The sequence below is a fragment of the Pseudomonas sp. WS 5010 genome (genome assembly GCF_012985565.1).
Taxonomy (GTDB): domain Bacteria; phylum Pseudomonadota; class Gammaproteobacteria; order Pseudomonadales; family Pseudomonadaceae; genus Aquipseudomonas.
This window is the reverse complement of sequence record NZ_JAAQWQ010000002.1, coordinates 550,139-573,652: the sequence shown is the minus strand read 5'-3', so window position 1 is coordinate 573,652 and position 23,514 is coordinate 550,139. Positions and strand designations below refer to the sequence as shown.

Sequence of the window (23,514 nt, the reverse complement as noted above, 5' to 3'; positions counted from 1 at the left end):
ATGCGCCGTGTTCATCGCGCCTCCGTTGCCGCACCGGCTTCGTTGCAGCCAGGCGGAGGCGGTGCCGCAGAGCTGATCCGTGCCAGGACGCACATCGCCCGCCCGATTCTGGCAGGTGCAACGAAAAAGAGCTTCGAGTACGCCGCCTACAAAAAGGATGATGTGCGTACGGCCTTGGACCAATTATTCCACGGTAAGTGTGCCTATTGTGAGACCTTCTACGCGGCCTCGGCGCCGGTGGATATTGAGCACTACCGACCCAAGGGGGGCGTATCGGAAGAACCAGCCCATGGCGGGTATTGGTGGATCGCCATGCAATGGGAAAACCTGCTGCCCTCTTGCATCGACTGCAATCGGAAACGTGGACAGAGAATCGTTGAGGCTTCGACCAGCCTCGGTGTCCTTGCTTCCACGGCCTCGATCAGCTGGCGCCAGTCGGGTAAGCATGACAGCTTCCCTCTGGCCCATACCGGCGTGCGGTCCACGGCGGAGGCAACCGACTTTTCCAGGGAGCACCCACTGCTCATCAATCCTTGCGAAGATGATCCCGCCACCTATCTGATGCACATCATCGATCCCGCCCTGCCCACCGGTCTGCTCGTGCCCGTTGGCAATCCGCAACAGCAAGCGCGCGGAGCAGTCTCGATACAGACCTATGGGTTGAACCGACTCAAACTCTTTGAAGACCGAAACCGGTTACTGCGGGCGCTGGAGTTTTTGGGCGACCTGGTTATCGAGCTGACAGAAACGATCGCCGACCTGGAGACGCCCGCGGTCCAGCATCGGCTGATCGGTACGCCAGCGTTCCGCGTCAGTGCACGCCTGCGCTTGCTGCGTGACCGACTACTTGCAGAGCTCAAGGCGGCCACCGCGCCGGAGGCGCCGTATGCCACTATGGCCAATGCTTGGCTAGAGCAATTTAAGCTTCGCTTCATCCATTAAGAAGGGGCTCATGCGGCGGACGCCATGCGAGGCCGGCCGACGTCGTACGCTAGAGCCGGTGCCACCGGCGCGACACGCGGCAAGCGATCAGCGCTTTACAGATAAGTTTTCCCGTTTTCCAATTGTCCACGATCCATGGAATGTGGACACCTGGAGCGTGAACAGGTCAGAATGTCAAGCACGTTTTGGCTGGAGCCGCGTTCAGTCCTAGGCGTGAGTGGCGGCCGCCAGCGGGAGGAAAACGTGGCGAACCTCCCCATGCCCACCTGTTAAAACTCTGCCCTACAGCGCTGGCGGGCGATAGCTGGCGGGTGCTGGGCGAGACTTGCGGTTTGCTGGACGGCGTATGTGCGTGGGCCGCGACGAGGCAACAGTCTGCCCGAAACACAGCTGAGGACGGTCAGGTGTCCGGCGCATCAACGATGCCATCGCCCTAACACAAGATGTCCATCGCAGGGCGGTATTGCCTTGCGAGCACACTTGGCTCGCGCAGAAGAACACGGTCATGGTCATCCTCTGCCGGTTGACCCACGGCCTTACCGCAGACCAGCTGTGTCATGGTCTCTTCCTTGTATGACCTAACGCCGAATGGAGAGCTTACGCGGGGTTCGCGCGCCCATTAAGCAAAGCCGTTTCTAACCTAGACGGATTTATCAGGTTCCATGAGTAAGGCTTGGCCAAACAAGATCGGCAGATCAGGTGGCAGAATTTCTTCGGTGCTAGCCATTAGCTCACTTTCTGACCACCACCTTATTTCACATACAGCGTCGCGCTCCTGGGGGCTCCATTTTGTAGTCGAGCAATGTTCGGCATCCGCATGCACCACATAATAATTTTCGACCGCGAGCACGTGCTCTCCGTCCGACATTTGCCAGAGGAACTCCTTGCGTGCCACGCAGCGACCAATGGACTGAGCATCGATGCCGGTCTCCTCATGAAGCTCACGCACTGCCGCTGCCTCAAAAGACTCATCACCTATCAGTGCTCCACCAGGGGTCGCCCAGTAGCTCTTCCCCGCCAAGGCCCCAGTATTGTAGTGGATCCTAAGAAGCAACAGTCGGTGGGAGGGACTGACAAGCATGATTCGGGAAGCTAAACGGCGTCGCAGCATAACTCCCCCGATGGATAGATAGCGCTAACGAATGACTTCCAGTACTTCACTGCCCTTCATACGCCGAACTTCCACTACATAGTCAGCAATGTCGGGAACGGAGTAATCGACAACCAGCTCGACAACATTTTTAGCCGGCCTGCCTGAACGCTTCACAGGGTAATCAGGAACTCTACGAAAGATCTCCGTATCGCGACGATGCGGAATTGGCCATGTGTTGCCCGAGTTCATGTGGCACAGCCATATTTTTTCAACATAGGCGGGAATGAAGGCCGCCGAGTTCAGCGTCAGAACATCGTGTTCGAGCTTGCGGTAATCACGTGCACCGAGCAGACGATGCAATCGTTCCTCTTCGACCCAGAAAAAGACCTTGTCGTTGATCAGTTCATACCACTGCTTTGGCGTTGTCCCATTCGTGAGAGCCTTTAACAACCGGCCCTCGGGCATCGGCTTCTGATCACGAAGCACAATGTTAGAAGGATGACCTGCCTTTACATCCATTTTCTCGCCACGATGCTCGCTTTCAAACCGTGCGCGTTCGCCACCTTCTATTTCAAGATGATCAAGGACAGCGCTAGTACTCATCAGCCCACGGTCTTGAATGCTCTCCCATGCCCCGCGCTCAGCCATATGGTAGACCCGAGGGTATAGTTCGATCAGTTTCTCCAAGTTCATCTGTCATCTCCTGCCAGAGCGTGCAGTCCAATTGCGCCGATCGATGAGAGATCGTAGATCACTGGCATCTGGATCTCGGGAAAACCTAGTGTTTATCAGCGAGACAGGTGCTTGGGAAACGCGCTCCAATTCCTCCACAAATTTGATCGTGTCTGGATCGAGCTGCTCGAACCTACGTGCCTTACTGTTCGTTGACTTAAGGTAATCCGCAAATGTCAGTACGATGTCGGTGGGAGCGTTCAGCGCGCACGCGTTCCGGAACTGATCCCACTCGAACCAGCCGACACGTCTGTTGCGGCGCGTTGTAGATGTTTTCTCAGCAGCGTTTAAAACTTCGGCTTCGAGACCCGCGAATTCGGCAATTTCATCGAAGGTCGTTGGAAGCTTAAGAGTTCCAGATGTGTGGCCACTATCTCCGTCAGGATCGCCCACTCGAATTGGCATTGGCCGAATAACCATGAGGATCTTACGAATTCTGCTGGGCGATATTCCTGCCTCTGCAAGGCATCCTGCAACGTTGGTGTCTCTCGACGTCACATAGGGGAACTCGCCGTGAAAAATGCTCAATCCGCTACCCTGTGTTCCCTCCAACAGGATGGAATGACCATTGCGGTACGCCTCCTCCAGCCTGTCTGAAGTGGAGCCGTGATAACACCCCGGAGTGCCAACATATGGACGGAGCTCTTCGACGTCCCGGGCAAGCCTAATCGTTGTTTTACCTCTGCTCAAAATGCGTCTTGCGGCCGCAGCTCCACTCCCACTTCCGGTAGACGCAATGGTTGAAACCAAATGCGCTTTCTCCGCTTCAATGTCTTCGTCTTCAATGATGGTGGCCTGAGGATCGATGAACAACCGGTCAACGTCGATACCGCACTCCTCGATCTCCTTTAGGAGTCCCGATAATCGGATAGTCATGCCGGGGCCAAGGAGCAGTCGCGCGGTCACATCACGCGATCCTGAGGGCAGATGGTGATATGTGTAGGGGCCGGCGGAACTGGCCACGGTGTGCCCTGCGTTGGGCCCCCCGACCCGAACCATCACATCATATTCACGAGCCAGGTAGGCAACGATGTTTCCTTTCCCCTCGCTTCCATACTGCCCGCCGATGAGAACGTCCACGCATCTAATTTCGGGCGGTGTGAATAGGTGCAAGCGGGCGGCTACCCGTACCAGGGTGTCCTTTGAGTCAGAGCGTTCTGTGTATATACGAACATCTGCATCTTCCTTGAGCGCGTTGATCTCCTCCGGGTCTATGAGTTGATTGACCTGGTCATAAGGCGCAACATTAGTTTCACCTTCAACTCTTTTTCCGTAGCGCTCCTGAAGCGTGTTGTCACTCGCATAAAGGTGGACATGCACCAGATTTGCACCGAAGGTCTCTCGAAACTGCAGTACTTGCGCCAGCGTATCCAGATGATCTACGACCAATGGCCGGTCATCTTGCTCATCCGCGCAAATTTCCTTTGTTTCAACGAGCATCCACTGTGCATGCTGGGTATCGTCCAGCTCTCGTCGTCGATCAATAAACGTAGGCTGATCCATGCTGAAGCTCCACTCGGCATCTTGAAGCTCTCGGCGATCACGAACCACAACGAAGTTGAATTCCTTTTCCAATAGATGAGCCAACTCACTTTTGCCACTACAGGTTTTTCCACTGATCACTACGATCTGCCGAGTCTCCATGCGCTACTTCTCCCAGAGTTCCATTATCTGACTTGCGATTTCAGCGGCAGTATGTGTTCCGGTATCAAAAATCTTGTCCGCCATTCTTCCTAGCGAACGCGCACTTTGTTCATTGGGATGCCCCACGCTTGCCTGATACTCCGCCAGATGACTTGGGCCACGCTCAGCGTATCTTTTCTGCAAAACAGACTCCGCCGCGACAATGTGAACGTGCATCACCGCACCCCCGAAATTGAGCCTGAACAACTCCAACTGTCGGGGCTTGCGGACAGCATCAAGCAACCAATTGTCTACATCCGGTTGACTATGAATTGCCGGCTTTGCCACTGATTCTATGAGCCAGGAAAAATTGGTGGACCTGTCCAGACTGTCGCCGAATTCCTGAAGGTTATGACGGTCACATCGCTCGTTCCGGGCAACTAGCTGTCCTCGCAAAAACGAACCACTGCTGATTGGCAAAAACTCAAAATATTCCTGTAGAGCTGCAGAAACTGATGTTTTTCCACTGGCCATCGGGCCACTTATCAAAAGTAGTCGCTTCACGTATGACGATCCCTGTCTGAAATATTTGATGTCTTCAGAAGCGTAGCTTGGTTAGTCAGGTGGATACGATTTTTTAAAAAATCGCCCAATCTCATAAGTTCATCACTCAGAATGCGAACCGTTGTCGCAACTGACGATGTGGAACGCAGACCTACTGCCTTCCCTACTCTTCAAGATCAACAAAACTAACAAACCCTCTCAGCCACGATCTTGGAGAGCTTGCGTTTTGGGTCAAACAACGTGGTGCGGATGAGGTTGGCAGAAACGTGCGCGGAGCGATGGCAATGATCAGCAAGAACGAAAAATTCATTAATATGACGAGTGTCACAACGCCAGATTATGTGGGGCACGAGTTTGGCAGGCTAGCCGGGCCTTGTTGGCCCGATTGAACGACATCTATTGACGTCACTTGCCCTCGTCTTCCAGGACGCGGAGCCTCCTCGGAGATAGCTAGGGGGCCTTTAATGCATTACTTTCCCGGTGTTGAATCTGCCGCGGCTCCTCGACTCCTGGTTTTTTTGGGGGCTCGCGGCTTGGAGGCTCTCGCCTCGTCACGATCGCTGTTCTTGCGCAGTTTTGCCGCTTTCGCCGCATCTGATACATCCAGTACCAGCACCGACGTCGTGGTAACCAGCTCTGGCGGCAGATGATTCTCCAAGGCAGCCTTCAACGCTTCAGCAGTAGTCGGTTTAGGACCCGCCGGGGGGAGCGTGACACCGAGAGCCTTACCGAACCAAAAGATCACATAAATGCCTTGCCCCGCAGTGCTGTTCGCCAGCGAATAGGTCTGAAGCTGACCACTATGCCCGTACCAAAGATGGCTATGATTCGTCCGTTTCGCTTCAATCGGCACGGCCAAATTGCCGTGTGTGATTAACATGTCAGCCCGCGTCCCTCCAGAAGATGCCGCTTCACAGAGGACCTCAAAACTACCGAAATAGCCCAGTTTGTCCCGGAGCTTGCCGGCCAACACGTCGCGACAATCATTCTCTACTTTCGGCGCGTTGTTGTCCCAGAAGAGCTTCCAAGGGTTGTGCGGCGAGGGCTGCATGTCGGCGGCAATTTCTTCGAGCACAATCAGCACTAACGCCTTCAGATCCTGGGCATCGACCGGGCCTTTACCGTCGAGTACTTTCGACAGATCCCTTGGGGAGACAAGCTTCTGAGTTTGAGAGCGGACATCCCTTCTGTAGAGCTCAAGTTCATGCCTGATTGTGTCAATCCACCGAGTGCCTTCGGCGTGGGCGACCAACTCCAGGAGGGCCGCCTCGACCCCTGGTTCCTCCGACAACGATATGGCCTTCAGCACTTTCACAGTGTCTGGCCACAGTCGCTCGAAATAGCCCTGCATCAGAGGGGTGCGCAGGAACAGGAACTGCAGCAAGAGGCAGCTAACTGCTAGAGTCGACGGCGACGTGCGCCAGTAGCCGCGCTGGGGGTATCCTTCGACGATGACCCGGTGAATGATGAAGTCATCTGCCTTGGCTAGGGCTCGCACGAAATCACCACTGAACAAGTCCGGTCGCAGACAGACGCTGAAATAGGTCCATCGAAGGCGGTCAGCGCACTGGGGATCGGTGCTAGTGGTCAAAGCACTGCCCGCATCGCCTTGCTCCGACCAACTGCGCAGGACCTCATTGATCAGTGGTGTCAGTGCCACCTCGTCCAGGTTGAGTTCAGCCAGCCGAAGAACGCTATCTAATAGGCGCCCCGTCAGCCTATCGGGCTGCTGCAATGCTGCTTGTGCTGCCCACGCATGTAGCGCTGAGTGAGCTGCGTGATCACCTAGCTTGTACAAGAGCGAAGACCAGTTCACATCCTTCCTGTCTGCCAACTGGTGGAGAGGGAGTGGATCCACTGTCAGCGATTGGTTGAGGCGCTCAATACAATACGATTCCAAGCGTGTCTGTAGATACGCATCCCTCATCGACCCCGCGGCGAACAAGATCTGAAGGATGCGCGGCGTCGGTACGGATGAGAGATCCTGCCCACTCTCCAAGAGGATTGAGGCAGATGCCACAGTGACAATCCCCCGGTGTTCCACTTGCTCGTCCGTCGCCATCACACCAGCGAGCCCCATGAGGACAGACTGTGCCAGCGAGTCTCCGAATGCCTGTTGGAGCGCTTCGATGCCACTGACGCGGACGGAGGCGATGGGGCGACTGCCACAATAGATTTCCGCACCCCAGTACAAAGCATCTTGGACCTCTCCTGCTGCGACCGAGGATGGCTTCAGTTGCCATTCAGCTATCTGACGGATCAGCCTGTGTTCAACGCTATCCAAGTGGTGCGCTTGCAACTCCAACTCCTCTTCAGCGTGTAATCGAACGCCTTCAAGGACTGCTTCAACAGTGGCAGAGGCAGGACTCTCGTGTAGCAAAGGGGCCAGCCAGACCGGCGCCGGCTTCCCTCGTTGGAGGGTCCAGGTGGAAACCTGTCGGCCGACGTACTGTGCGCCAACGCTGGCGATGAGCAACTCAGCGTTCAGCATCTGGCTCACCAGCTTGTCAGTTGCCTTCAAGCCGATCGCGTGCAGCCCCATAGCCATCGACCCGCTATCTGCTACGTCCTGATTCATGACGAAAAGGAGCGCTTGCAGTACATCATCCAAAGTTTTCCGACCTGTCAGCCATTCCTCGGCAGCCTTTTTGAAGGTTGATTCGGCGCCGGTGATTAGACCTGTCGCGACCATCATGTGAGCGAATTCAGTCACCGTTACCTCATGGCTCGACATGACAGCGATGCAGAGCACCGAGGCGAATTTGTGCTCCTGCGAGTCAACGCCAGCCTGGAGCCGCCACCGTTTAGGCACATCGAGGATCAACGGTCGCCATAGGTGAGGTACGGCCACATGCCAAGCGATATCCCTGATCGAATATGCGACGCCGGCAACGCGTCCCTCTTCCTGTCTACTCCGCGTACTGAGTGCTTCATCGACCCTTTGGAGGCTCGCCAAGACCTTGTCCACATCAGCGACAGCCAGTTGTCCCGAAGGGATAGCGCAGAAAAGTTGCGCAATGGTGCGCAAGTTTCCGCTCTGCTGTTCCCCAGCGTCGTGGAGTTCATCGATCCGAGCCCAGATGCTCGCCACAGAAGGCGCCGCACAGTGGAGCCAGGCCGTAACGGCTTCCTGGCGGCACCACTGCGCAGCGCTTTGCCGGAACACGATGCTCCAACAGGCCTCGGCGGTGCCTGCCAGAGGGGAACCAGCGGATAACGCCTCCAGCATCATGCTGAGTCTGTGCGCTGAGTTCTCTGATTGCAGCAGGTCAATGACCATCTCCGAGAGGTCGGGGGTGATGAGTCCCACGGTGCAGATCTGTGCCGGCCCCCACTGATCCGGAGTCCATCGGAAGAACGGATCGCGTGATCCAACATCCTTCAGCAGGACGAGTCGGGAAGCGAGGGGAAGCTTCGCCGCATCGCCATGTAGCAATAGCGTTTCTGGGTCCCGCTCGACCAGTCGTTTAGCTTCATGCAGCGCGCCCTCGTTGACCAGGTGGCACGTGAACCATGCATACAGCGCCTTCAGGCCTTCTGAGGCTAAACCATCTGCAGACACCAAGAGCGCCACTGCGCGTTCGATGTGGAGTCTCGCACCACCCAGGCCGCCGGTCACTAATCGGGCAAGATACCGACCGGCAAGAAACTCCTGGATGCTGCGATGAAAGGGCAAGAAGTCCTCGCCCTTTTTGATGAACAGTGCAGTGTCCAAGACAATGTCACGATCGGTGCCGTCCAGGCCAGCTTCATGAGTGGCAAGCGTTGTGCCCTCGGCCAGACTCGATCGCTGCAGTCCATGTTTTCCCGCCAGAAGCAGGGTCAGAAAGATGCGACCGGCGTAGTCCAAGACCACATGGGGTGTAGGAGCGACGCCAGGCACGTCTTCTGCCTTGGTCAGATTGTGCTCGCTTGCAAAGTGCAGCGCTCCCGATTCGTACAGCTCGAAGCGAGTGATGGAAGGCAGCCGCTCAGGCTTCACACTCATGAGAAATTTTAGCCCCAGCGGTGTCATTACAAACGGCGTTGAGCGGAGCGCCTGGAGGGTAGCAAGGAGTGCCACGGGATTTGAGCAGCCGAACGCACCCAACACGGCGACGACTTCCTCTTCACTGAGCGGTTGGAGCTGAGCCACCACGGGGGCAACATCGAGAGCCGCCAGTTCGCTGCCGAACGCCCTGCTGAGTTTTCCACCCGCGTTCCAATCCTCTGCCCTACAGCTCACTCGCCATCGCACTGCCGGGGTGCGCCTCAAGCCCTTCGCAATGTTTACGGCTTCCTGAATGGAGACCTCATCAATGGCGTCGATAAAAATGGTGTGCCCACTGACCAGGTCTTCACTGCTAAAACAGAAAGCTGGCTCGCAGGATGCCGCCTCTTGGCGAGCAAAATGCTCGAGCGCTACGGTTTTGCCCATGCCGGGCGCTCCCAGTAAAACCACGTAGGGCGCATTTGCCAGATCACTTAACCGCTGGGCGTCTGCGTACTCTTCAGGTCCTGAGGATATCGAGATGAGCCGATCAAGAGGGGCTATTGTCATTGCGAAACGAACCGAGCAGCGAAGGAGGCGTCATCATACTAGATGGTCATGTCACGACCCCACGCCTCGACTGGGCGTTTTCCAGCGTTCAACCAAAAGCCCCTCCCTTTTTTGATCTTCCCGCACCCTGTCAAAGGTTGCCCGACTCACGTCCCGGTCCATAGCACGGGCTTGAGTAGTATCCAGCGCTTGCTGCTGGCCAGCGCCTCATCGAGCCTTTGGCGCCGGTTTGCCGGGCCGCCGTGGGCGTTCCGATCCGGAATAACTGTTGCTCGTCGCCAACTGTTCGCTCAACGTCTCGGCCCGGGCCTGCGCCGCCGCAGCCTGTTCGCGGGCGCTGGCCAACTCCGCTTCGGCGCGCTGCAGGCGTTGCTGCAGGTCGTGGCGCTGTTCAGCCGCGTCAGCGCCCACCTGGCGGTTCTGCTCCAACTGGTGGTGCAGGGCGTGGACTTGAGTCTGGGCGGTGGCGCGTTGCTCGCGAGCCTCGGCGAATTCACGCTGGCTGGCGAGCAACGTCTGCTGCTGGACCTGCAGGCGGCCATTGACCTCCTTAAGCTGGGCGCTCGCTGCTTTGCTTTCCTCGCGGGCCCGATCAATCTCGCGAAACGCCCGGTCCTCTACGTCGCGGGTGTAGCGTTGCTGCTCGAGGCGCGCCTGCTCAGCCAGCAACTGGCTTTCCTGCAGTTGCTGGCGGGCCTCGTCGCGCTGACCGAGCAGTTCCTCACGCTGCTGGCGCAGGTCGTCTATCTGCGTCAAGCGCTGGGTTAACAGTTGCTCCAAGTCGGAGAGCCGGGTCTCAGCTGCCTTGCGGGCGGCCAGGGCCTCGGCCGTTTGCTGGCGAGCCTGCGCGGCGTCCAGTCGGGCCCGGGTTTCAATGGCCGCCAACTGCTCGCGCTCTTCGGCCAGCACTTGGCGCTGGCCAGCAAGTGATTGTTCAACCACGCCTTGGGCCAGCGTGGTTGCCTGCTGCCAGATGGCAACAAAAGCCTGCGCCACTTCCGCCGGCAATCCCGGCAGGCGTGTCTCGCCGCGCAGGCGCCCGGCCAACTGTTCCCACCACTGATCGAGCAAGGTGCCAACCCGCGCCGGGCTGCCCCGGCCGAGTTCCAAGCGTACGCGCTCGACCGTCGGCCGCTCGCCGCGGGCCAACACCGCATCGGCTGCGGCAAACACGTCGGTTTCCGGTACCCCTATCGCCATGTCTCACCTCTGGCTATCTTAGATCTGATAATTAAAGATTATCCGACGTTATTTTTTAAATACTGGAATTATAATACGTTGAACGTAATAGAAATTACAGATCAGTTGGCCTTGGTCGACGAATCGCCGCTGGACCTGCACGTTCTCGCCGAAAACGCCCAGCACGCTGCGGCCGCGTTTTTCGCCGCCGGCACGGCGGCCAACACCGTGCGCAGCTACCGCAGCGCCCTGACCTACTGGTCGGCCTGGCTGCAACTGCGCTACGGCCACGTGCTGGGCGATGCGCCACTCCCCGCGACCGTGGCCGTGCAGTTCGTCCTCGACCACTTGGCCCGGCCGTTGGCCGACGGTACCTGGGCGCACCTGCTGCCGCCGGCGATCGACGCGGCGCTGGTGGCCGCCCGGGTTAAGGGCGGACTGGGGGCGCTGGCCTTCAATACCGTCAGTCACCGCCTTTCGGTGCTCGGCAAATGGCATCGGCTCAACGGCTGGGACAATCCGTGCGAAGAACCGGCGTTGAAGACCTTGCTGCGCGACGCGCGCAAGGCGCAATCGCGCCAGGGTGTGACGGTGCGCAAGAAAACCGCGATCGTGCTCGAGCCGTTACAGGCGCTGCTCGCCACCTGTAGCGACGGTGTGCGCGGCGTGCGGGATCGCGCCCTGCTGTTGCTGGCCTGGAGTGGTGGCGGTCGACGGCGGTCCGAGGTGGTCGGCCTGCAGATCGGCGACGTGCGCCAACTGGATGTCGACACCTGGCTGTATGCCCTCGGCACCACCAAGACCGACACCGGCGGGGTGCGCCGTGAGAAGCCGCTGCGCGGCCCGGCAGCGCAGGCCCTCGCTGCCTGGCTGGCGGCGGCACCTGCTGACAGTGGGCCGCTGTTCCGCCGGCTGTACAAAGGTGACAAGGTCGGCACCACTGCGCTGTCAGCGGACCAAGTCGCACGCATTGTCCAACGCCGCGCCCAATTGGCCGGGTTGGACGGCGATTGGGCGGCGCACAGTTTAAGGTCGGGGTTTATCACCGAGGCCGGGCGCCAGGGCGTGCCGCTCGGCGACGTGATGGCCATGACTGAACATCGCAGTGTCACCACGGTGATGGGTTACTTTCAGGCAGGCGCCCTGCTCGACAGTCGGGCCAGTCAACTCCTCGGACCGACACCGGTCGCGAGCGAACCTGCGCCAGAACCAGCAGCCGGGTCAAAGGGGGCGAGCGCCTACTGCTTGTCAGCCATGACGAACGCGGGAGACTGAGGCGGTTGCGCCGCTGATCGATAGGTCTGGTGGAGAGATAAAGCCACGTAGGCAGGTGCTGCGTACACCTGAAGTTACATGGGGAACAAGTCGATGGCGAAAATGTTCCTGCTGGGAGTACTGCTGTGGTAGGCCGCTCGCGGCACCAACAAATTCGCCGGCAGACCACGGCTCAGGTGGAGTTCGACGCAGGCATACACTGAGAGGAAGAACCGCTCCAGCGCATTGATCGCGGTACCTTCGTGATCCTCGTAGAAATACGAGAGATAGCCCATGGCATCGCGGTCGTGGATAACCATGTCTCTCTGCAAATGGTAGGAATGGTCCAGACCGGTGATTTCGTCCGGGAGGAACTGGAAAGTATCGTGATCGAACTCCTGATAGTTGCCTGGGTGGCGAAATGAGCGAAAGTGCCTGCTGACAGCCCCCAACGTCGGAGCGTTGAACATGAACAAGTATGTCCTCGCCTGCAGTCGCAGGCTTTGGAAGCTCTGGAAATAGCGAATCACCTCATGAAACCCGGCCCGGTTGATCGAGGTTTTTACTTCGATAATGGCAATCACCGCCTCCGCCGGCACCACAACCAACCCCCCTGCTCGATAGAACGGGGCATACCGGTGCGAGTCGTAAATCAGAATGTCGCACTGCTTGGATAAGCCGCCCGCGCTGTCGATGATGAAGCCCTGCTCCACACTGACCGCCCCCGGCAGGTGGTCTTTAAGGAACTGGCGAAGTACCGCTTCGGCCAGTGCGCCAGTGGTCGGGTTGTGCCGGGTGATGTACACCTTGGCCTGGGCGATCTTGCTGTACAGTTCCTGACTCGCATGATCAAAGTAATGGCTCATGCCATCCTCCTCTAAAGGTAAGTCGCAAAGCTGACGGCTGCCGGTGACTATGTCCCGTCAATTGCAGGCATGGCGCACCATCTCGACGAGGCGCCGCCGCGCTGGCAGTTGAACACCCGCAGCGGTTCATCCTGCGGCGCCAACGAAGTGGCTTCCAGGAATCACGCGGGACTCAAAGATCGAAGATCCGAGAACCGCAAGCATCCACGCGGAAATTTGACCAGGCCCGCTGGCCTTGGCGCATTTCCTTTAGTCCGTTTTCACCAAATCGCGCAAGAATCTGCGCGAATAGCTGAGAAGGCTCCAGTACTTCCAGCAGCCGGTAGGTGACCAGCGGTCGGAGTGAAGCCTGATGCTCCAGGGTGGGATCGTGAAATTGACCTGCGTGCTCGATCAGCGCATGCCCCTCGACGCCCGCCTCCGGGTGGTGGATCAGTGACAGCGCATAGCGAAGCTGCGGATGTGAGGCCTGAAGACTCAAGATGGTGAGCAAACAGTTTTGCCAACAGAACGTGGGCTGAGTGAGCATCGGCTTCCTGGCGTGCAGTTCGCGGATGAACGTCGGCGAAGACGTCACCTGACCTGTAATGTCAATTCCCTGGAGGAACGCCTCCGGAAGCAGTGAGGTTTTCCTGTAGTTGAAGGCTTCGGCTTTCCCGGTGTGAGTATCCACGATTCGGTAATGCTGGGCCTTGAAGCTACCCTGGGCTCGGGCTTCGGCCTGTTTCAACGACGTAAACCGGCCGATCGGAAGTGGTGCAGCACCGTTGACGTACAGATCAAAGCGGCCAGCGCGATTAACTCCTTCCTCCGAAGTGGTGCCCGCTCCAGCCGTCGACCACCACTTGCTCATCCATTTCAACACCATCATCTCTCCCACCAGACGCCAGCGCTGGCACCGGTTAGTCGCCAATTTTTCAGAACGCTGAAATTAACACGGTGTTGCTCTTACGGCACCGAGCGAGCATCTGTCGTTCACGACGCATTCCAAACGTGAACCAGGTCGTCGTGCTGCATGTGAGTAATGTCCACCACCAGTAGTGGACGCTCGGCAAGCGCGCTATTCGCGGCTCCGTCAATCGCGGCGCAAAGAGTTGTAGGCCCAGAAGACCTTGTGCGGCCATTGGATATGAAGCTCAAGCGCTGGTTCAACTGCAGCCTTCTCCTCGCCGAAGCGGACATCTGAAGCAGAGGCAGTGCCTCATGAAGGAATAGCTTACATTTATTGTAATTTACAATAAATGTAAGCTACAGTTTTTGTAAGAATGCTCCCATCACTGTTTTATCTGCTCTGAGGCAAGCCAGTACCTATGTCCAAAGAACCCATTCAGCGTTCCGAGTTACTCAAAACGCTTCTCCTATGGGGAGGTCGGCTCGGCAACGCACGTCTGCGTGAGCTGCTGGGCATGAAAGTCACCCGTGTCAGCCAACTTATAAGTGAATTTCACAATGAGCACCCTGGCTGGATGGCGTGGGACACTATTTCTCGCAGCTATCGAGCTACCCCGGCGGCCTACCGCAGCAAGCTCGATGCATCTGCGTCACTGGGTCAGTATTTATCTCTGGTTGGCATTTCCCACACCCAAGGCGAGTCGTCCAACGCACGAACGCTCTGGAATGCCTTTCCCGATCTTTCCGTTCCTCCGGTGCGCATCTTTGCCCAGGTCACAGAAGCAGTGGAGCTCTCACGCCAGATACAAATCAATTACCGATCCATGGGTAATCCCAAACCCCACCAACGTAAGATCTCCCCACACAGTGTCATCCGTGCAGGGCGCAGATGGCACGTCCGCGCATTCTGTTCGACCAGACAAGAATTTCGAGACTTTGCCCTCGGCCGGATTGATTCTCCCAAGTTATTGGATATGCCCAGCGAGCGGACGGCGAACGAAGATCTGGCCTGGAACACCCTGCTCGACGTCCGATTGATCGCTCATCCGGGGTTGAACCAGGAACAGCAGGACATGATTCGCTTCGAATACTTCTCAAGTACTGCCGCCCGCGTGGAGCGGTGCCGTGCCGCAATGGTTTCGTATTTTATTCAGGACTTGCGGGCAGCCACCGATCCTTCCAAGCAGTTGCCCCCCGAATTCCAGTTGGCGGTGGAGAACATGGAGGATCTACGAAAATGGATGTTCAAAGTCTAGGTGGTGTTGGGTCAAGGCTGTTCGAAAGAATCCCCGACCGGCTATTCAGCCCATTGGCCTCACCCAACCGGCACGAATTCTGGTCGCTTCTCTGTTACCTGTATCGTCGCCGATTTGGCCCGGACGCGCCGCTCCCGCCCAGCCATGGGTTCGTACAGCGCGAAATTCTCCAAGACGTCGAAGACCACATCCGCTACGCGCCCAAATGGCAGCCTGAGGAAGGGGACGATCCTGACCTAAGCCTGGATCAACGAGCCTCCAACTACTTCCGGCGTTTGTTGCAGGCAGGCTGGTTTCGGACTGAAAAATACGGGCTGGCTCAAACCATATCGATGGCGCCGCCCGTCAGCCAGATGCTCACCCTGCTCATCGACTTTGCAGACAAAGACCCCGTCTTCGTGTCCGGGAAAATCCGCTCCATCGATGCGTTAATTACCCAGGTCCTGAACGAAGACGGAGGTGGCGACCTGTTCCGCGAGGCTGCTGAGCAATGCCGGAATCTGCTGATCTACATCCGTACCACCGGCACCAACGTTCGTGACCTGATGGCATCGATCTCGACCCAGGGAACAACCGCCGAGTACGCGCGAAAATTCTTTCGCGACTATGTCGTCAACATGTTCATCGGGGACTACAAGGAATTACGCACCCAGGAGCATCCACTGTCCAAGCGTCCGCAGATTCTGCAAGCGGTAGAGGAGCTTTCCACTCGGCCAGAACACCGCACCCGGCTCATGGATTGGTACACCACCCGCCTGGCCAACGGAGATCAAGCCAAAGCCGACTCGGCGTTCGAACGTGACCTTCGGCGCCTGGAGGAACTGAATCGGGTTGAGGAATACCTGGAGCGGCTGGACGATGAGGTCAGGAGTGCTAACAAACGTGCATTGATCGTCCTGCAGTATCGACTGCAGTCCATTCGCCCGATTGATGATCTTCTACGGCAGGCGATCGATGGCCTGCTGGCCAGGGGCCCGGACGACGGGTTCGAGGGGCCTCAGGACACCTGGCCCCAGGTCTTTGCGCCTGACGGGTTGTTGTCCGCATCGAGACTTGCTCAACAACGCAAGGAAAACCAACGCCCTCCTCCCTCCGCCCTTCGACAAGCGGTGCTCTCAGAGCATACGCGGGCAGTCGGCAATCTGGTGCGGCGTGCACAAGAACGCAGACGCATTACCCCGGCAAAGCTGCGTGCGTACGCCAAATCAGCCCTTGGCCAACACGACAAGGTCAGCAGCCAGGATCTGCCCGTGGGAAGCATCGAAGATCTGCGCGCCTACCAAAGCTTCAACAGCCTGGCGACAGCCTTGAAGTCAAAAATTGCGTCATCCGCCATGCAGGCCCGCAGGCAGATACCTGGTCTCGATGTGATCTACGACGAAGAAGGCTCAAGCGAACACCCGTACCTAGTGGCGCAGTCCTTCGAGATTCGCCTGCGTAAACCCTCCCCAGCCGACAAGAAGGATTAGCCATGAACAGCCACTGGCAAGATCTGGCAAGCAATTCAAACGGATACTACGAAGAAGATGACTTCGCCGTGGCAGCCTACCGACTGCTGGCGGAACAGGTGATTTACCACGCGGACCTCAAGAGTCGAAAAGCCTTTGGGATCATCGAACAGTACGAGCGGCACATCGCCAAGGTACTGGCCCCCCTGGCAGTGACCGTTGGTGTAGATCGTCAGTTGATGTTCGCTTATGCGATCCCTCAGCATCCCAGTCCGACTTCGGCGACAGTTCCTCAGACTTTGTTTGCCCTGGTGCTGCGGGGGCTTTACGAAGAAGGCATGCGCGCTGGCCAGATCTCTGACGAAAGCGGTGAAATTATCTGCGACTTCATTGAGCTGCAGGAGAAATACCGGCTTATGACCGGCCGCGAGCTCCCGCCAAAAGGCGAGCTTGAGTCCCTGATTCGTACAGCGCGACGTTGGGGCATCGTGCGCCGTTTGGAAGCGGGTGACAGCCATTTATCCGGTATCAACATCGATTCAGAAGATGGCGGTATCGCCATTCGTCCGGCAATTCGGGTGATTCTCGGGGAGTCGGCCTTGCAGCAGCTTGCTCTTTGGGGTGCCCCGGATAGCACCGGAGCACTGCCGCCAGAGAACATCGACGCAGAACAACCCAGTCAGGAAGACATCCAATGAAGCGCCTTGAGAGCATCAAGCTGGTCCAGTTTCTACTGTACGAAAGCGAGCAATTCCGCGTTGGGGAAACGAGTGGAATTTTCGGCCCTAATGGCAGTGGCAAAAGCTCGGCGCTAGATGCCGTGCAGATCGCCATGTTTGGGGCCAACAAAAACTTGATGGCCTTCAACGCGCAAGCCGACTCTACTGGCACCAAACAAACACGTACCTTGCGCTCTTACTGTCTGGGCCAATACGGAGATGAGATCACCGAGTGCGCTCGGCCCAACGCAACCACCTACATCACGCTGACCTGGAGAAACAGCGAGACAGGAGAACCTACCACTACCGGTATCTGCATCGAAGCCTCACTTGATAGTGAAGATGCGAAGGTTTTAGGCCGTTATGTAGTCAATGGTGTGGAGCTGGCAATGGCCGACCACCTCCAGACCGTAGATGGAGGTACGACTCCCCTGCCATGGAACAGCTTTCGTAGTCGTTTGATGGAGCGCGCGAAGATAACCGGGGAAAACCCTTTCTATGATGATGCCACAAGCTTCACCAAGCAGATCCTCTTCGCGCTAAGAGGAAAGGCCGGTCAGCCGTCTTACGATGCCTTCATCCGCGCCTTCCGTTTTGCGTTACGGATGAAGTTCGATAAATCGGTGGATCAAATCGTTCGCGGCGACGTGTTGGAGAATAGGCCCACCAACATAAAAAAATTCAAAGCTATCGTCGATACCTTCAAGCATCTCAACCTGCTCATCGAGACGGTAGAAAAGAAGATCGCCGATGGCAAAAAAGTCGCCAGCCATTATCTCAATGCACAGACCAAACTACGCCAGGCAGCCTCGTGGCGTGGCCTCGCTGCGATCGCCAAAGAAGAGGAAGCTCAACTCGCATGCGAAGTCGCCCACGACGAACTTGAGAAGGCTACGCAGACCACAAAGCGCCTCAAGGCGACCAGCCAGCGGTTGGACGAAGCGTTGATCGCATCAGAATCCGAAATTAAACATCTGGCGGCACGCCAGCAGCTTCATGCAGCGCACAAGGAAAACGCCGATGCTCAGTTGGGCCAGGAAAATGCTCGACGCCTGTTAACCAGCAGTACTCAGGTTCTTCATGAAGAACTTAAGAAAGTCTGCGCAGCGCTTGATACCGCCGCACAATCACCGCATCTGGTAGAGCTCCGCGAACAGATGCTTGCGCTGTCCAGCCGTGTCCAACTCTATGTTGCAACGCCTGGCCTCGTAGGCACGGCAGCCTTACAAACGCCTTTGCAGGACATGGCCGTCTTAGGTAAGGAGATCAGTTCAAGCTTGAAAGCTATTGATCTGGACCTGTCGACTCAAGCGACCGAAATCAATGAGCGTATCCAGGTACTGGAAGGTTCATTGGAGCGCTCCAAAAAAGGACAAGCACCTCTGAGCCGAGACGCACAGACCCTCCTGAAAGAGCTGCAGGACGAGGGCCTGAATCCAATTCCAGTATGCGATCTGGTAAAGGTAAAGGACAGCCGCTGGCAACCGGCAATTGAGGCGTATCTGAGTAAAAACACCGAGGCCCTGTTACTGCCTGAAGATCAGGAAGAGCAAGCATTCGGGATCTACCGAGAGCTGAAAGGACGCCGGGCGGTTTACGGCGTGAAGATCGTTCGAAGTCACCAGGTAAAAACCGCCCCGATCAACCAGAAGGGACTCGTTGCGGAACTGATCGAAGGTTCAAACCCGATTGCGGTCGCGTACCTGCGCGCTCTGCTCGGTAACCTGAAGCGGGCCGATGAAACCAGCGAAGCGCTTCAGGGCGATCGAACCCTCACCATGGACGGTATGTACGTCAGCCCGCGGGACTTTGAACGCCTCAGACTCGATGACCAGAACCTGCGGATTGGTTCTGGCACCCAAGGCCAAGCTGAACGGCTCCGGGCAGAAATGGCGCAAGCCACGCTCAACCTCAGAAAGATTCAGGATCAGGCCGCCGCCATCAAGCGCACAATGGAGCTCACGGACGACTTGGCCAGCTCAACGACCAGCCGGCTGATTCTCAGTTTCGCCACTTCGCACGAGGAAGCCGTCCGTCAAAGTGAGTTGGCCGATCAACGTGTCGCCAATATTGCCGACGCAGAATATCTTGAGATCTGCGAGCGAATTGACACTCTGCAAACGGCTCTGATCCAACTGAAGGCTGATGCTAAAAAAGCGATTGCAGAAGCCGCGGCGTGCGAGTCTCGACTCGAAGGATTGGGCCGCATATATGAGAGCAGCAAGCTGCGGCTTGAGCAGTGCATGTTATTCAAAGAACAATGCAGGGATCAGGTAGATTACGACGCCGACTTCGTGGCAATCGAATGGGGCAAACTCATCGAGCGCTTCGACTCGCCGCAGGCCATGGTCAACCACTGCAGTTCGGAGTCTGAAAGGAGTGAAAAGGAAGGCCAAAAGCAAGGTGGCATCGCTCGAAATAACCTTTGGACTTACCTGCAGGAACATCACGAGGTCCTTCCTGAAAGCGATCTTGAGGATTGGCGCATAGCCAAAGTCTGGATTGATAGCCATATCCAGAAGCTTGAAGTCACCGAACTTCCCGAGCATAAAGCACAAGCGGAAGATGCCTACAGAGCGTCACAGGAAACTTTCCGCCGGGACGTGGCGATCGCGTTGAACACGAACCTTGAATTTCTTCGTCACACCTTTGATCGGCTTAACGCGGCGCTGCGTAGCACCCCACCGTTCACCAACGGAGAACGTTACCAGTTCATGTACAAGGTCCGCCCCCACCTCAAGCCGTTGCTCGATTTCATTAAAAATGTGGCCGATTTCGGGGTCGATGGAGGGCTCTTCGGGGAGATCGGTGGCATCCCTCCCCAGTTCGAAGAGCTCCTGCGTGACAAGACTGCTGTCGGCAACTCAGGGGGTAAAAGTCCTTTGGATGACTACCGTGAGTTCTATGAATTCGATGTCCGCATCGAGCAAGTAGACCCGGATGGAGTGACAACAAAAACTATCGGCCACCTAAGTAAGCGGATCGGCCCTGGCTCAGGCGGTGAACATCGCGCCCCGCTGTATGTCATCGCCGGTGCTGGCCTGTGGTCGGCGTACCGCATGGATCACGGGGCGAACGATGGCTTGAGGTTGATCATGCTGGATGAAGCGTTCGACAAGATGGACACTTCTAACATCGTGGCGACGATGAAGTATTTGCAGGAGCTTGACCTGCAGGTGCTGCTCGCTAGTCCGGGCGAGAACCTCGGCGTCCTGAACGCTTTTCTCGACAGCTACTTTGAGATTCAAAAAGATCCCATACGCCATGCGGTTCAGGTTGATCGCGTTGAGGTAACTGAAGCGATGCGAGATCAATTCCGCGAGGATCTCTGGGAGTTTCATCCTGAACTGGTCGAACAGGAAATCGCAGCGATGCGGCCCCAGCCGGCGACCCCACAGGCCCCACTCGATGGAGCGACCCAATGATGGAAGAAGAAATTGCCCACGGGCTTCTCCTCAAGCTTCTGAAGGCGGGCAACAAAGCTACAGCAGGGATACGTCAGCGCGTACCCGCATTGACCGCTTCCCAGATCAAGCCCTACAGCTCGCTCAGAAACTGGCACCAGAAACAGCAATGCGAGGAAGTGTTCCTTGCTGCTCGGGACGCCGGGGCAATCACCTTCGTACGCGATAAACTCAATCCAGCGGATGGGCTGATCGAGCGAATAGATCTGCTCGATATCGTTGTCCTTGCCCTATTCCTCAAGCAAACCACTCATGCAGACGTGATGGCCGAAGCAAAATCGTTACTGGCACCGTATCTGGCGCAGCACGATGTGCTCGAGGAAGTCATCGGAAAATGGGCACGCATGGCAACCGTCCGTGGATGGGGGCCGGCGGACGCCGCCGACTGGATAGAAGCGATCACCGTCATGGATCAGTGCTCGCGCGCCCAGAGCGTGGCCTTGTCTTCGGTTCGTGAAACCAGCGCCCGACTGCTTCGGAACAGCAAGCGGATCGAGCAACTGACCGTCCCACTGGATGTCCTGCTGCAAGGTTCTCTTGACGCAGCTCCTAGGACACCGGCTGAGGTATGGCAAGAGCTCGGGCTATTCAAAGAGGAGCAGCCCGTATTGCTTGCCGGCAATGTAGAGATCGTGAGGGGGCGTGTCACAGCAGTGCTCGACGAGCCCTACACAGGATTGCCCGCCAGTGCCGTTCGGGCAGTCTCAGGCTCGGTGGAAGCCGTGCTCACCATCGAGAACCTGACGACATTCCATACCGAAGCCAAACGTCATGCCGATAGCCCCAAACTGCTGATTTACACCGCCGGTATGCCCTCGCCAGCGTGGCGAGAAATGTACCAGAGGTTACTTTCCGGCATTGCAACGGGCACTCCGATCCATCATTGGGGGGATGTCGACGAAGGTGGGTTTCGCATAGCGGCTACGCTGGCCAAGACATCGGCAGCGGCGGGACATAAACTCAACCCTCATTTAATGAGCCCTGATGACGTGCCTTTCGACCTCAGAAGGCCAGCCTCCAAGCGGACACTAAAGAGAATGAAGCATTTCGCTGAACTGGCTGGTTGGAGCGATCTTAGCGAGGCTGTACTGGCTGCAGGTTTCACGGTGGAGCAGGAAGCTCTGTAGCGGAAGATTCTCGGGTAACGTCGGCGCTAGGATGATCGGGGCCAATGGCTTGGCGATTTACTATCGCGATATTGACGTTCCTGTTGCTAGGCTTTAGAGCGCCGACTATCTCAACCATATGCCGCATTAGTCGCCGTATGGGTAAAGACCGAGCCTGGGACACTGATTTACAGCACGCAGCCAACGCTTAGCGGTTTCCGTAAGTGGCACCCACTGCACAACAGGGGCAGTCCCGCCAACGCCCCAATGCCAGAGAGAGCGGTGTTCGCCAGAAACCGTATTGCCTCTCGCTAGACTTGGTGACGTATTCGGTGTGGACGTGGAGCATGGCTATTTGATACCGTCCAAAGCCCTATCTCGCAACTGTCGACATCCACAGTCGACGTCACGCACCGGAGATGCCATGGAATGGCCGAAATTCGACCTCAACGTTCCTTTCCGGTTGTTATTGACCTTCAATGCGACGTCTCTCCTGGTGATCGTATTTTTGGTTCAGAAGGGTTACGTGCTGGGGTATTTTTTTCCTGAGCATGCCCTTGTTGTTGCGCTTGCCAATTTCGTGTCGTACGCCCTCTATTTCTGCGTCCCCGTATTGCTCACCGGCTTAAGCTTGGTGCTCAGTTCATCGCTGGGCAAGGATGAGTTCAAACCAGGCCAAGTTGATTCGATTGATCATGCCAACAACAGTTTTTTGCCAAGTTACCTCGGTTATTTCTTCGTGGCGCTCAGCGTTCCGAATTGGGAAACCCTGCTTTTTGTATACGGCGTTCTGTTTGTTTTTACCTACCGGTCGCAAGCGCTGTATTTTAATCCGCTGTTTTTATTATACGGCTACGAGTTCTACAACATCACCACCACAGCGCGTGCGTCAATTTTCCTGATTTCACGCACAAGGTATAAGTTGCCGGCTGACGTAGTGATCGAAAAAGCTTATCGAATCAATGACTATACGTTCATAGAAAAAGGCTAAGCATATGGATTATGTACTGGTAAAGGTGAAAAAACTCAGAAGAAAACCATTCTTCAAGTTGATTTCTGACTACACGCTTTTCGACGACTTGGGTATCGATCCCGCCGCTTGTGTGGACTACAACCCTGATCACAATCTGGACGAGGATTCCTGGTTCAAAGTTGAGCAATTCTCCGCCCAAGCGTTTTGTATCGAGATGGTGAAAGGCGACTTTGATGCCAAGGAATATGACGACTTAGCCAAACGGCTGTTCAATGACATCTCCTACATAGTAGCGAACCAAGGGGAAGACTTCTATTTTCAGAAAGTCACGCCTTCACTTTTTCTCAAACGGAAGACCGTGGTATTCGGCGAGGTTGCGGAGATTGAGGAATCCCAGAGTCGCTTAGTGATTAATGCCCAGCCGGATGCCGTCTACCTCAAGGCTTCTGACACCCTCATCTTCAGAAATCTGGCCACCATTTCCAGCATTTTTCCCGGGATCGATGAACTGTACAAAGAGGCAACGCAAGATGAGGTTGAACAGTTTCTTGAAAAGCCCTTTATTACCCTGTCCAACGATTTTGCGGCGGAAAAGGTTTCCAAACCGAATCGCAAGCGCATTGCCTTGGCGATGGCGACGTTAGAGGCGTTACCCGAACAAGATAAAGCAGGAATGCTGACCTACATTGATGGCTACTGCGGTCAGCAACTCGTCTTTGATGCCAACAGTGGCCAGTTCGAAATCTCGACGGACAACGAACTGAAGCTACTGATTTATGGCATTGAACAACGGTTCTATACCACCCAATTCGGTCAAGAGAAGCGACTGGCCAACTCAGTTCAGGCCCTTGGCTAATGGGGCCG

The 23,514-nt window shown here is 56.5% G+C and carries 17 protein-coding genes; 9 read left to right on the top strand and 8 right to left on the bottom strand.

Going from position 1 to position 23,514, the window contains the following annotated elements; all coding sequences use genetic code 11:
- Positions 1 to 942: an HNH endonuclease gene (locus tag HBO11_RS07315; protein ID WP_169951634.1), complete on the top strand. Its 942-nt coding sequence runs from the start codon at positions 1 to 3 to the stop codon at positions 940 to 942.
- 640 nt (positions 943 to 1,582) lie between these two features.
- On the opposite strand, the gene HBO11_RS07310 is transcribed toward HBO11_RS07315, so the two are convergent.
- The 6 genes from HBO11_RS07310 to HBO11_RS07285 form a co-directional block, all read right to left on the bottom strand.
- Positions 1,583 to 2,053: an NUDIX domain-containing protein gene (locus tag HBO11_RS07310; protein WP_169951636.1), complete on the bottom strand. Its 471-nt coding sequence runs from the start codon at positions 2,051 to 2,053 to the stop codon at positions 1,583 to 1,585.
- 24 nt (positions 2,054 to 2,077) lie between these two features.
- Positions 2,078 to 2,728 (bottom strand): hypothetical protein, encoded by a 651-nt coding sequence (locus tag HBO11_RS07305; protein ID WP_169951639.1) that lies wholly within the window; start codon positions 2,726 to 2,728, stop codon positions 2,078 to 2,080.
- 3 nt (positions 2,729 to 2,731) lie between these two features.
- A complete protein-coding gene (locus tag HBO11_RS07300) occupies positions 2,732 to 4,411 on the bottom strand; it encodes an adenylosuccinate synthetase (protein ID WP_169951642.1) in 1,680 nt (559 codons plus the stop codon).
- A gap of 3 nt (positions 4,412 to 4,414) precedes the next feature.
- Positions 4,415 to 4,954 carry a hypothetical protein gene (locus HBO11_RS07295; protein ID WP_169951644.1) on the bottom strand — a complete coding sequence of 180 codons (540 nt, stop codon included), beginning with the start codon at positions 4,952 to 4,954 and terminating at the stop codon, positions 4,415 to 4,417.
- 469 nt (positions 4,955 to 5,423) lie between these two features.
- The gene (locus HBO11_RS07290; RefSeq protein WP_169951648.1) at positions 5,424 to 9,371 is read right to left on the bottom strand and encodes a hypothetical protein; all 3,948 of its coding nucleotides are present in this window, start codon (positions 9,369 to 9,371) and stop codon (positions 5,424 to 5,426) included.
- A gap of 330 nt (positions 9,372 to 9,701) precedes the next feature.
- On the bottom strand, positions 9,702 to 10,694 hold the full coding sequence (locus HBO11_RS07285; RefSeq protein ID WP_169951651.1) for a DNA-binding protein: 993 nt from the start codon (positions 10,692 to 10,694) through the stop codon (positions 9,702 to 9,704).
- A gap of 78 nt (positions 10,695 to 10,772) precedes the next feature.
- Here HBO11_RS07285 and HBO11_RS07280 point away from each other — a divergent pair, with 78 nt between their 5' ends.
- Positions 10,773 to 11,948: a tyrosine-type recombinase/integrase gene (locus HBO11_RS07280; protein ID WP_169951654.1), complete on the top strand. Its 1,176-nt coding sequence runs from the start codon at positions 10,773 to 10,775 to the stop codon at positions 11,946 to 11,948.
- Positions 11,949 to 12,022: 74 nt separating this feature from the next.
- Here the strand turns inward: HBO11_RS07280 and HBO11_RS07275 are convergent, their stop codons facing one another.
- Both HBO11_RS07275 and HBO11_RS07270 read right to left on the bottom strand, forming a co-directional pair.
- Positions 12,023 to 12,793 carry a DUF6602 domain-containing protein gene (locus tag HBO11_RS07275; RefSeq protein WP_169951656.1) on the bottom strand — a complete coding sequence of 257 codons (771 nt, stop codon included), beginning with the start codon at positions 12,791 to 12,793 and terminating at the stop codon, positions 12,023 to 12,025.
- A gap of 172 nt (positions 12,794 to 12,965) precedes the next feature.
- On the bottom strand, positions 12,966 to 13,664 hold the full coding sequence (locus HBO11_RS07270; RefSeq protein WP_169951659.1) for a hypothetical protein: 699 nt from the start codon (positions 13,662 to 13,664) through the stop codon (positions 12,966 to 12,968).
- A 439-nt stretch (positions 13,665 to 14,103) separates the two neighbouring features.
- Here HBO11_RS07270 and HBO11_RS07265 point away from each other — a divergent pair, with 439 nt between their 5' ends.
- The 7 genes from HBO11_RS07265 to HBO11_RS07235 all read left to right on the top strand — a co-directional run bounded on the left by HBO11_RS07265 (position 14,104) and on the right by HBO11_RS07235 (position 23,506).
- Positions 14,104 to 14,940 carry a WYL domain-containing protein gene (locus HBO11_RS07265; protein ID WP_169951661.1) on the top strand — a complete coding sequence of 279 codons (837 nt, stop codon included), beginning with the start codon at positions 14,104 to 14,106 and terminating at the stop codon, positions 14,938 to 14,940.
- Complete coding sequence (locus tag HBO11_RS07260) at positions 14,922 to 16,409, top strand: Wadjet anti-phage system protein JetA family protein (protein ID WP_169951663.1); 1,488 nt, start codon at positions 14,922 to 14,924, stop codon at positions 16,407 to 16,409. Before HBO11_RS07265 ends, HBO11_RS07260 begins: the two co-directional genes overlap by 19 nt.
- 2 nt (positions 16,410 to 16,411) lie before the next feature.
- The gene (locus HBO11_RS07255) at positions 16,412 to 17,086 is read left to right on the top strand and encodes a DUF4194 domain-containing protein (RefSeq protein WP_169951666.1); all 675 of its coding nucleotides are present in this window, start codon (positions 16,412 to 16,414) and stop codon (positions 17,084 to 17,086) included.
- Positions 17,083 to 20,532: an SbcC/MukB-like Walker B domain-containing protein gene (locus tag HBO11_RS07250; protein ID WP_170058852.1), complete on the top strand. Its 3,450-nt coding sequence runs from the start codon at positions 17,083 to 17,085 to the stop codon at positions 20,530 to 20,532. The genes HBO11_RS07255 and HBO11_RS07250 overlap by 4 nt, the downstream gene beginning before the upstream one ends.
- A complete protein-coding gene (locus tag HBO11_RS07245) occupies positions 20,529 to 21,698 on the top strand; it encodes a Wadjet anti-phage system protein JetD domain-containing protein (protein ID WP_169951672.1) in 1,170 nt (389 codons plus the stop codon). The genes HBO11_RS07250 and HBO11_RS07245 overlap by 4 nt, the downstream gene beginning before the upstream one ends.
- A gap of 403 nt (positions 21,699 to 22,101) precedes the next feature.
- Positions 22,102 to 22,668 (top strand): hypothetical protein, encoded by a 567-nt coding sequence (locus HBO11_RS07240; protein WP_169951674.1) that lies wholly within the window; start codon positions 22,102 to 22,104, stop codon positions 22,666 to 22,668.
- A gap of 4 nt (positions 22,669 to 22,672) precedes the next feature.
- Complete coding sequence (locus tag HBO11_RS07235) at positions 22,673 to 23,506, top strand: ATP F0F1 synthase synthase (protein WP_169951676.1); 834 nt, start codon at positions 22,673 to 22,675, stop codon at positions 23,504 to 23,506.
- Positions 23,507 to 23,514 lie beyond the last annotated feature (8 nt).

Excerpts from the sequence above, each read along its gene's own strand:
- HBO11_RS07315 (WP_169951634.1), top strand. The coding sequence starts at position 1 with ATGCGCCGTGTTCATCGCGCCTCCGTTGCCGCACCGGCTTCGTTGCAG.
- HBO11_RS07310 (WP_169951636.1), bottom strand. The coding sequence starts at position 2,053 with ATGCTGCGACGCCGTTTAGCTTCCCGAATCATGCTTGTCAGTCCCTCC.
- HBO11_RS07305 (WP_169951639.1), bottom strand. The coding sequence starts at position 2,728 with ATGAACTTGGAGAAACTGATCGAACTATACCCTCGGGTCTACCATATG.
- HBO11_RS07300 (WP_169951642.1), bottom strand. The coding sequence starts at position 4,411 with ATGGAGACTCGGCAGATCGTAGTGATCAGTGGAAAAACCTGTAGTGGC.
- HBO11_RS07290 (WP_169951648.1), bottom strand. The coding sequence starts at position 9,371 with ATGGGCAAAACCGTAGCGCTCGAGCATTTTGCTCGCCAAGAGGCGGCA.
- HBO11_RS07285 (WP_169951651.1), bottom strand. The coding sequence starts at position 10,694 with ATGGCGATAGGGGTACCGGAAACCGACGTGTTTGCCGCAGCCGATGCG.
- HBO11_RS07275 (WP_169951656.1), bottom strand. The coding sequence starts at position 12,793 with ATGAGCCATTACTTTGATCATGCGAGTCAGGAACTGTACAGCAAGATC.
- HBO11_RS07270 (WP_169951659.1), bottom strand. The coding sequence starts at position 13,664 with ATGATGGTGTTGAAATGGATGAGCAAGTGGTGGTCGACGGCTGGAGCG.
- HBO11_RS07265 (WP_169951661.1), top strand. The coding sequence starts at position 14,104 with ATGTCCAAAGAACCCATTCAGCGTTCCGAGTTACTCAAAACGCTTCTC.
- HBO11_RS07260 (WP_169951663.1), top strand. The coding sequence starts at position 14,922 with ATGGATGTTCAAAGTCTAGGTGGTGTTGGGTCAAGGCTGTTCGAAAGA.
- HBO11_RS07255 (WP_169951666.1), top strand. The coding sequence starts at position 16,412 with ATGAACAGCCACTGGCAAGATCTGGCAAGCAATTCAAACGGATACTAC.
- HBO11_RS07250 (WP_170058852.1), top strand. The coding sequence starts at position 17,083 with ATGAAGCGCCTTGAGAGCATCAAGCTGGTCCAGTTTCTACTGTACGAA.
- HBO11_RS07245 (WP_169951672.1), top strand. The coding sequence starts at position 20,529 with ATGATGGAAGAAGAAATTGCCCACGGGCTTCTCCTCAAGCTTCTGAAG.
- HBO11_RS07240 (WP_169951674.1), top strand. The coding sequence starts at position 22,102 with ATGGAATGGCCGAAATTCGACCTCAACGTTCCTTTCCGGTTGTTATTG.
- HBO11_RS07235 (WP_169951676.1), top strand. The coding sequence starts at position 22,673 with ATGGATTATGTACTGGTAAAGGTGAAAAAACTCAGAAGAAAACCATTC.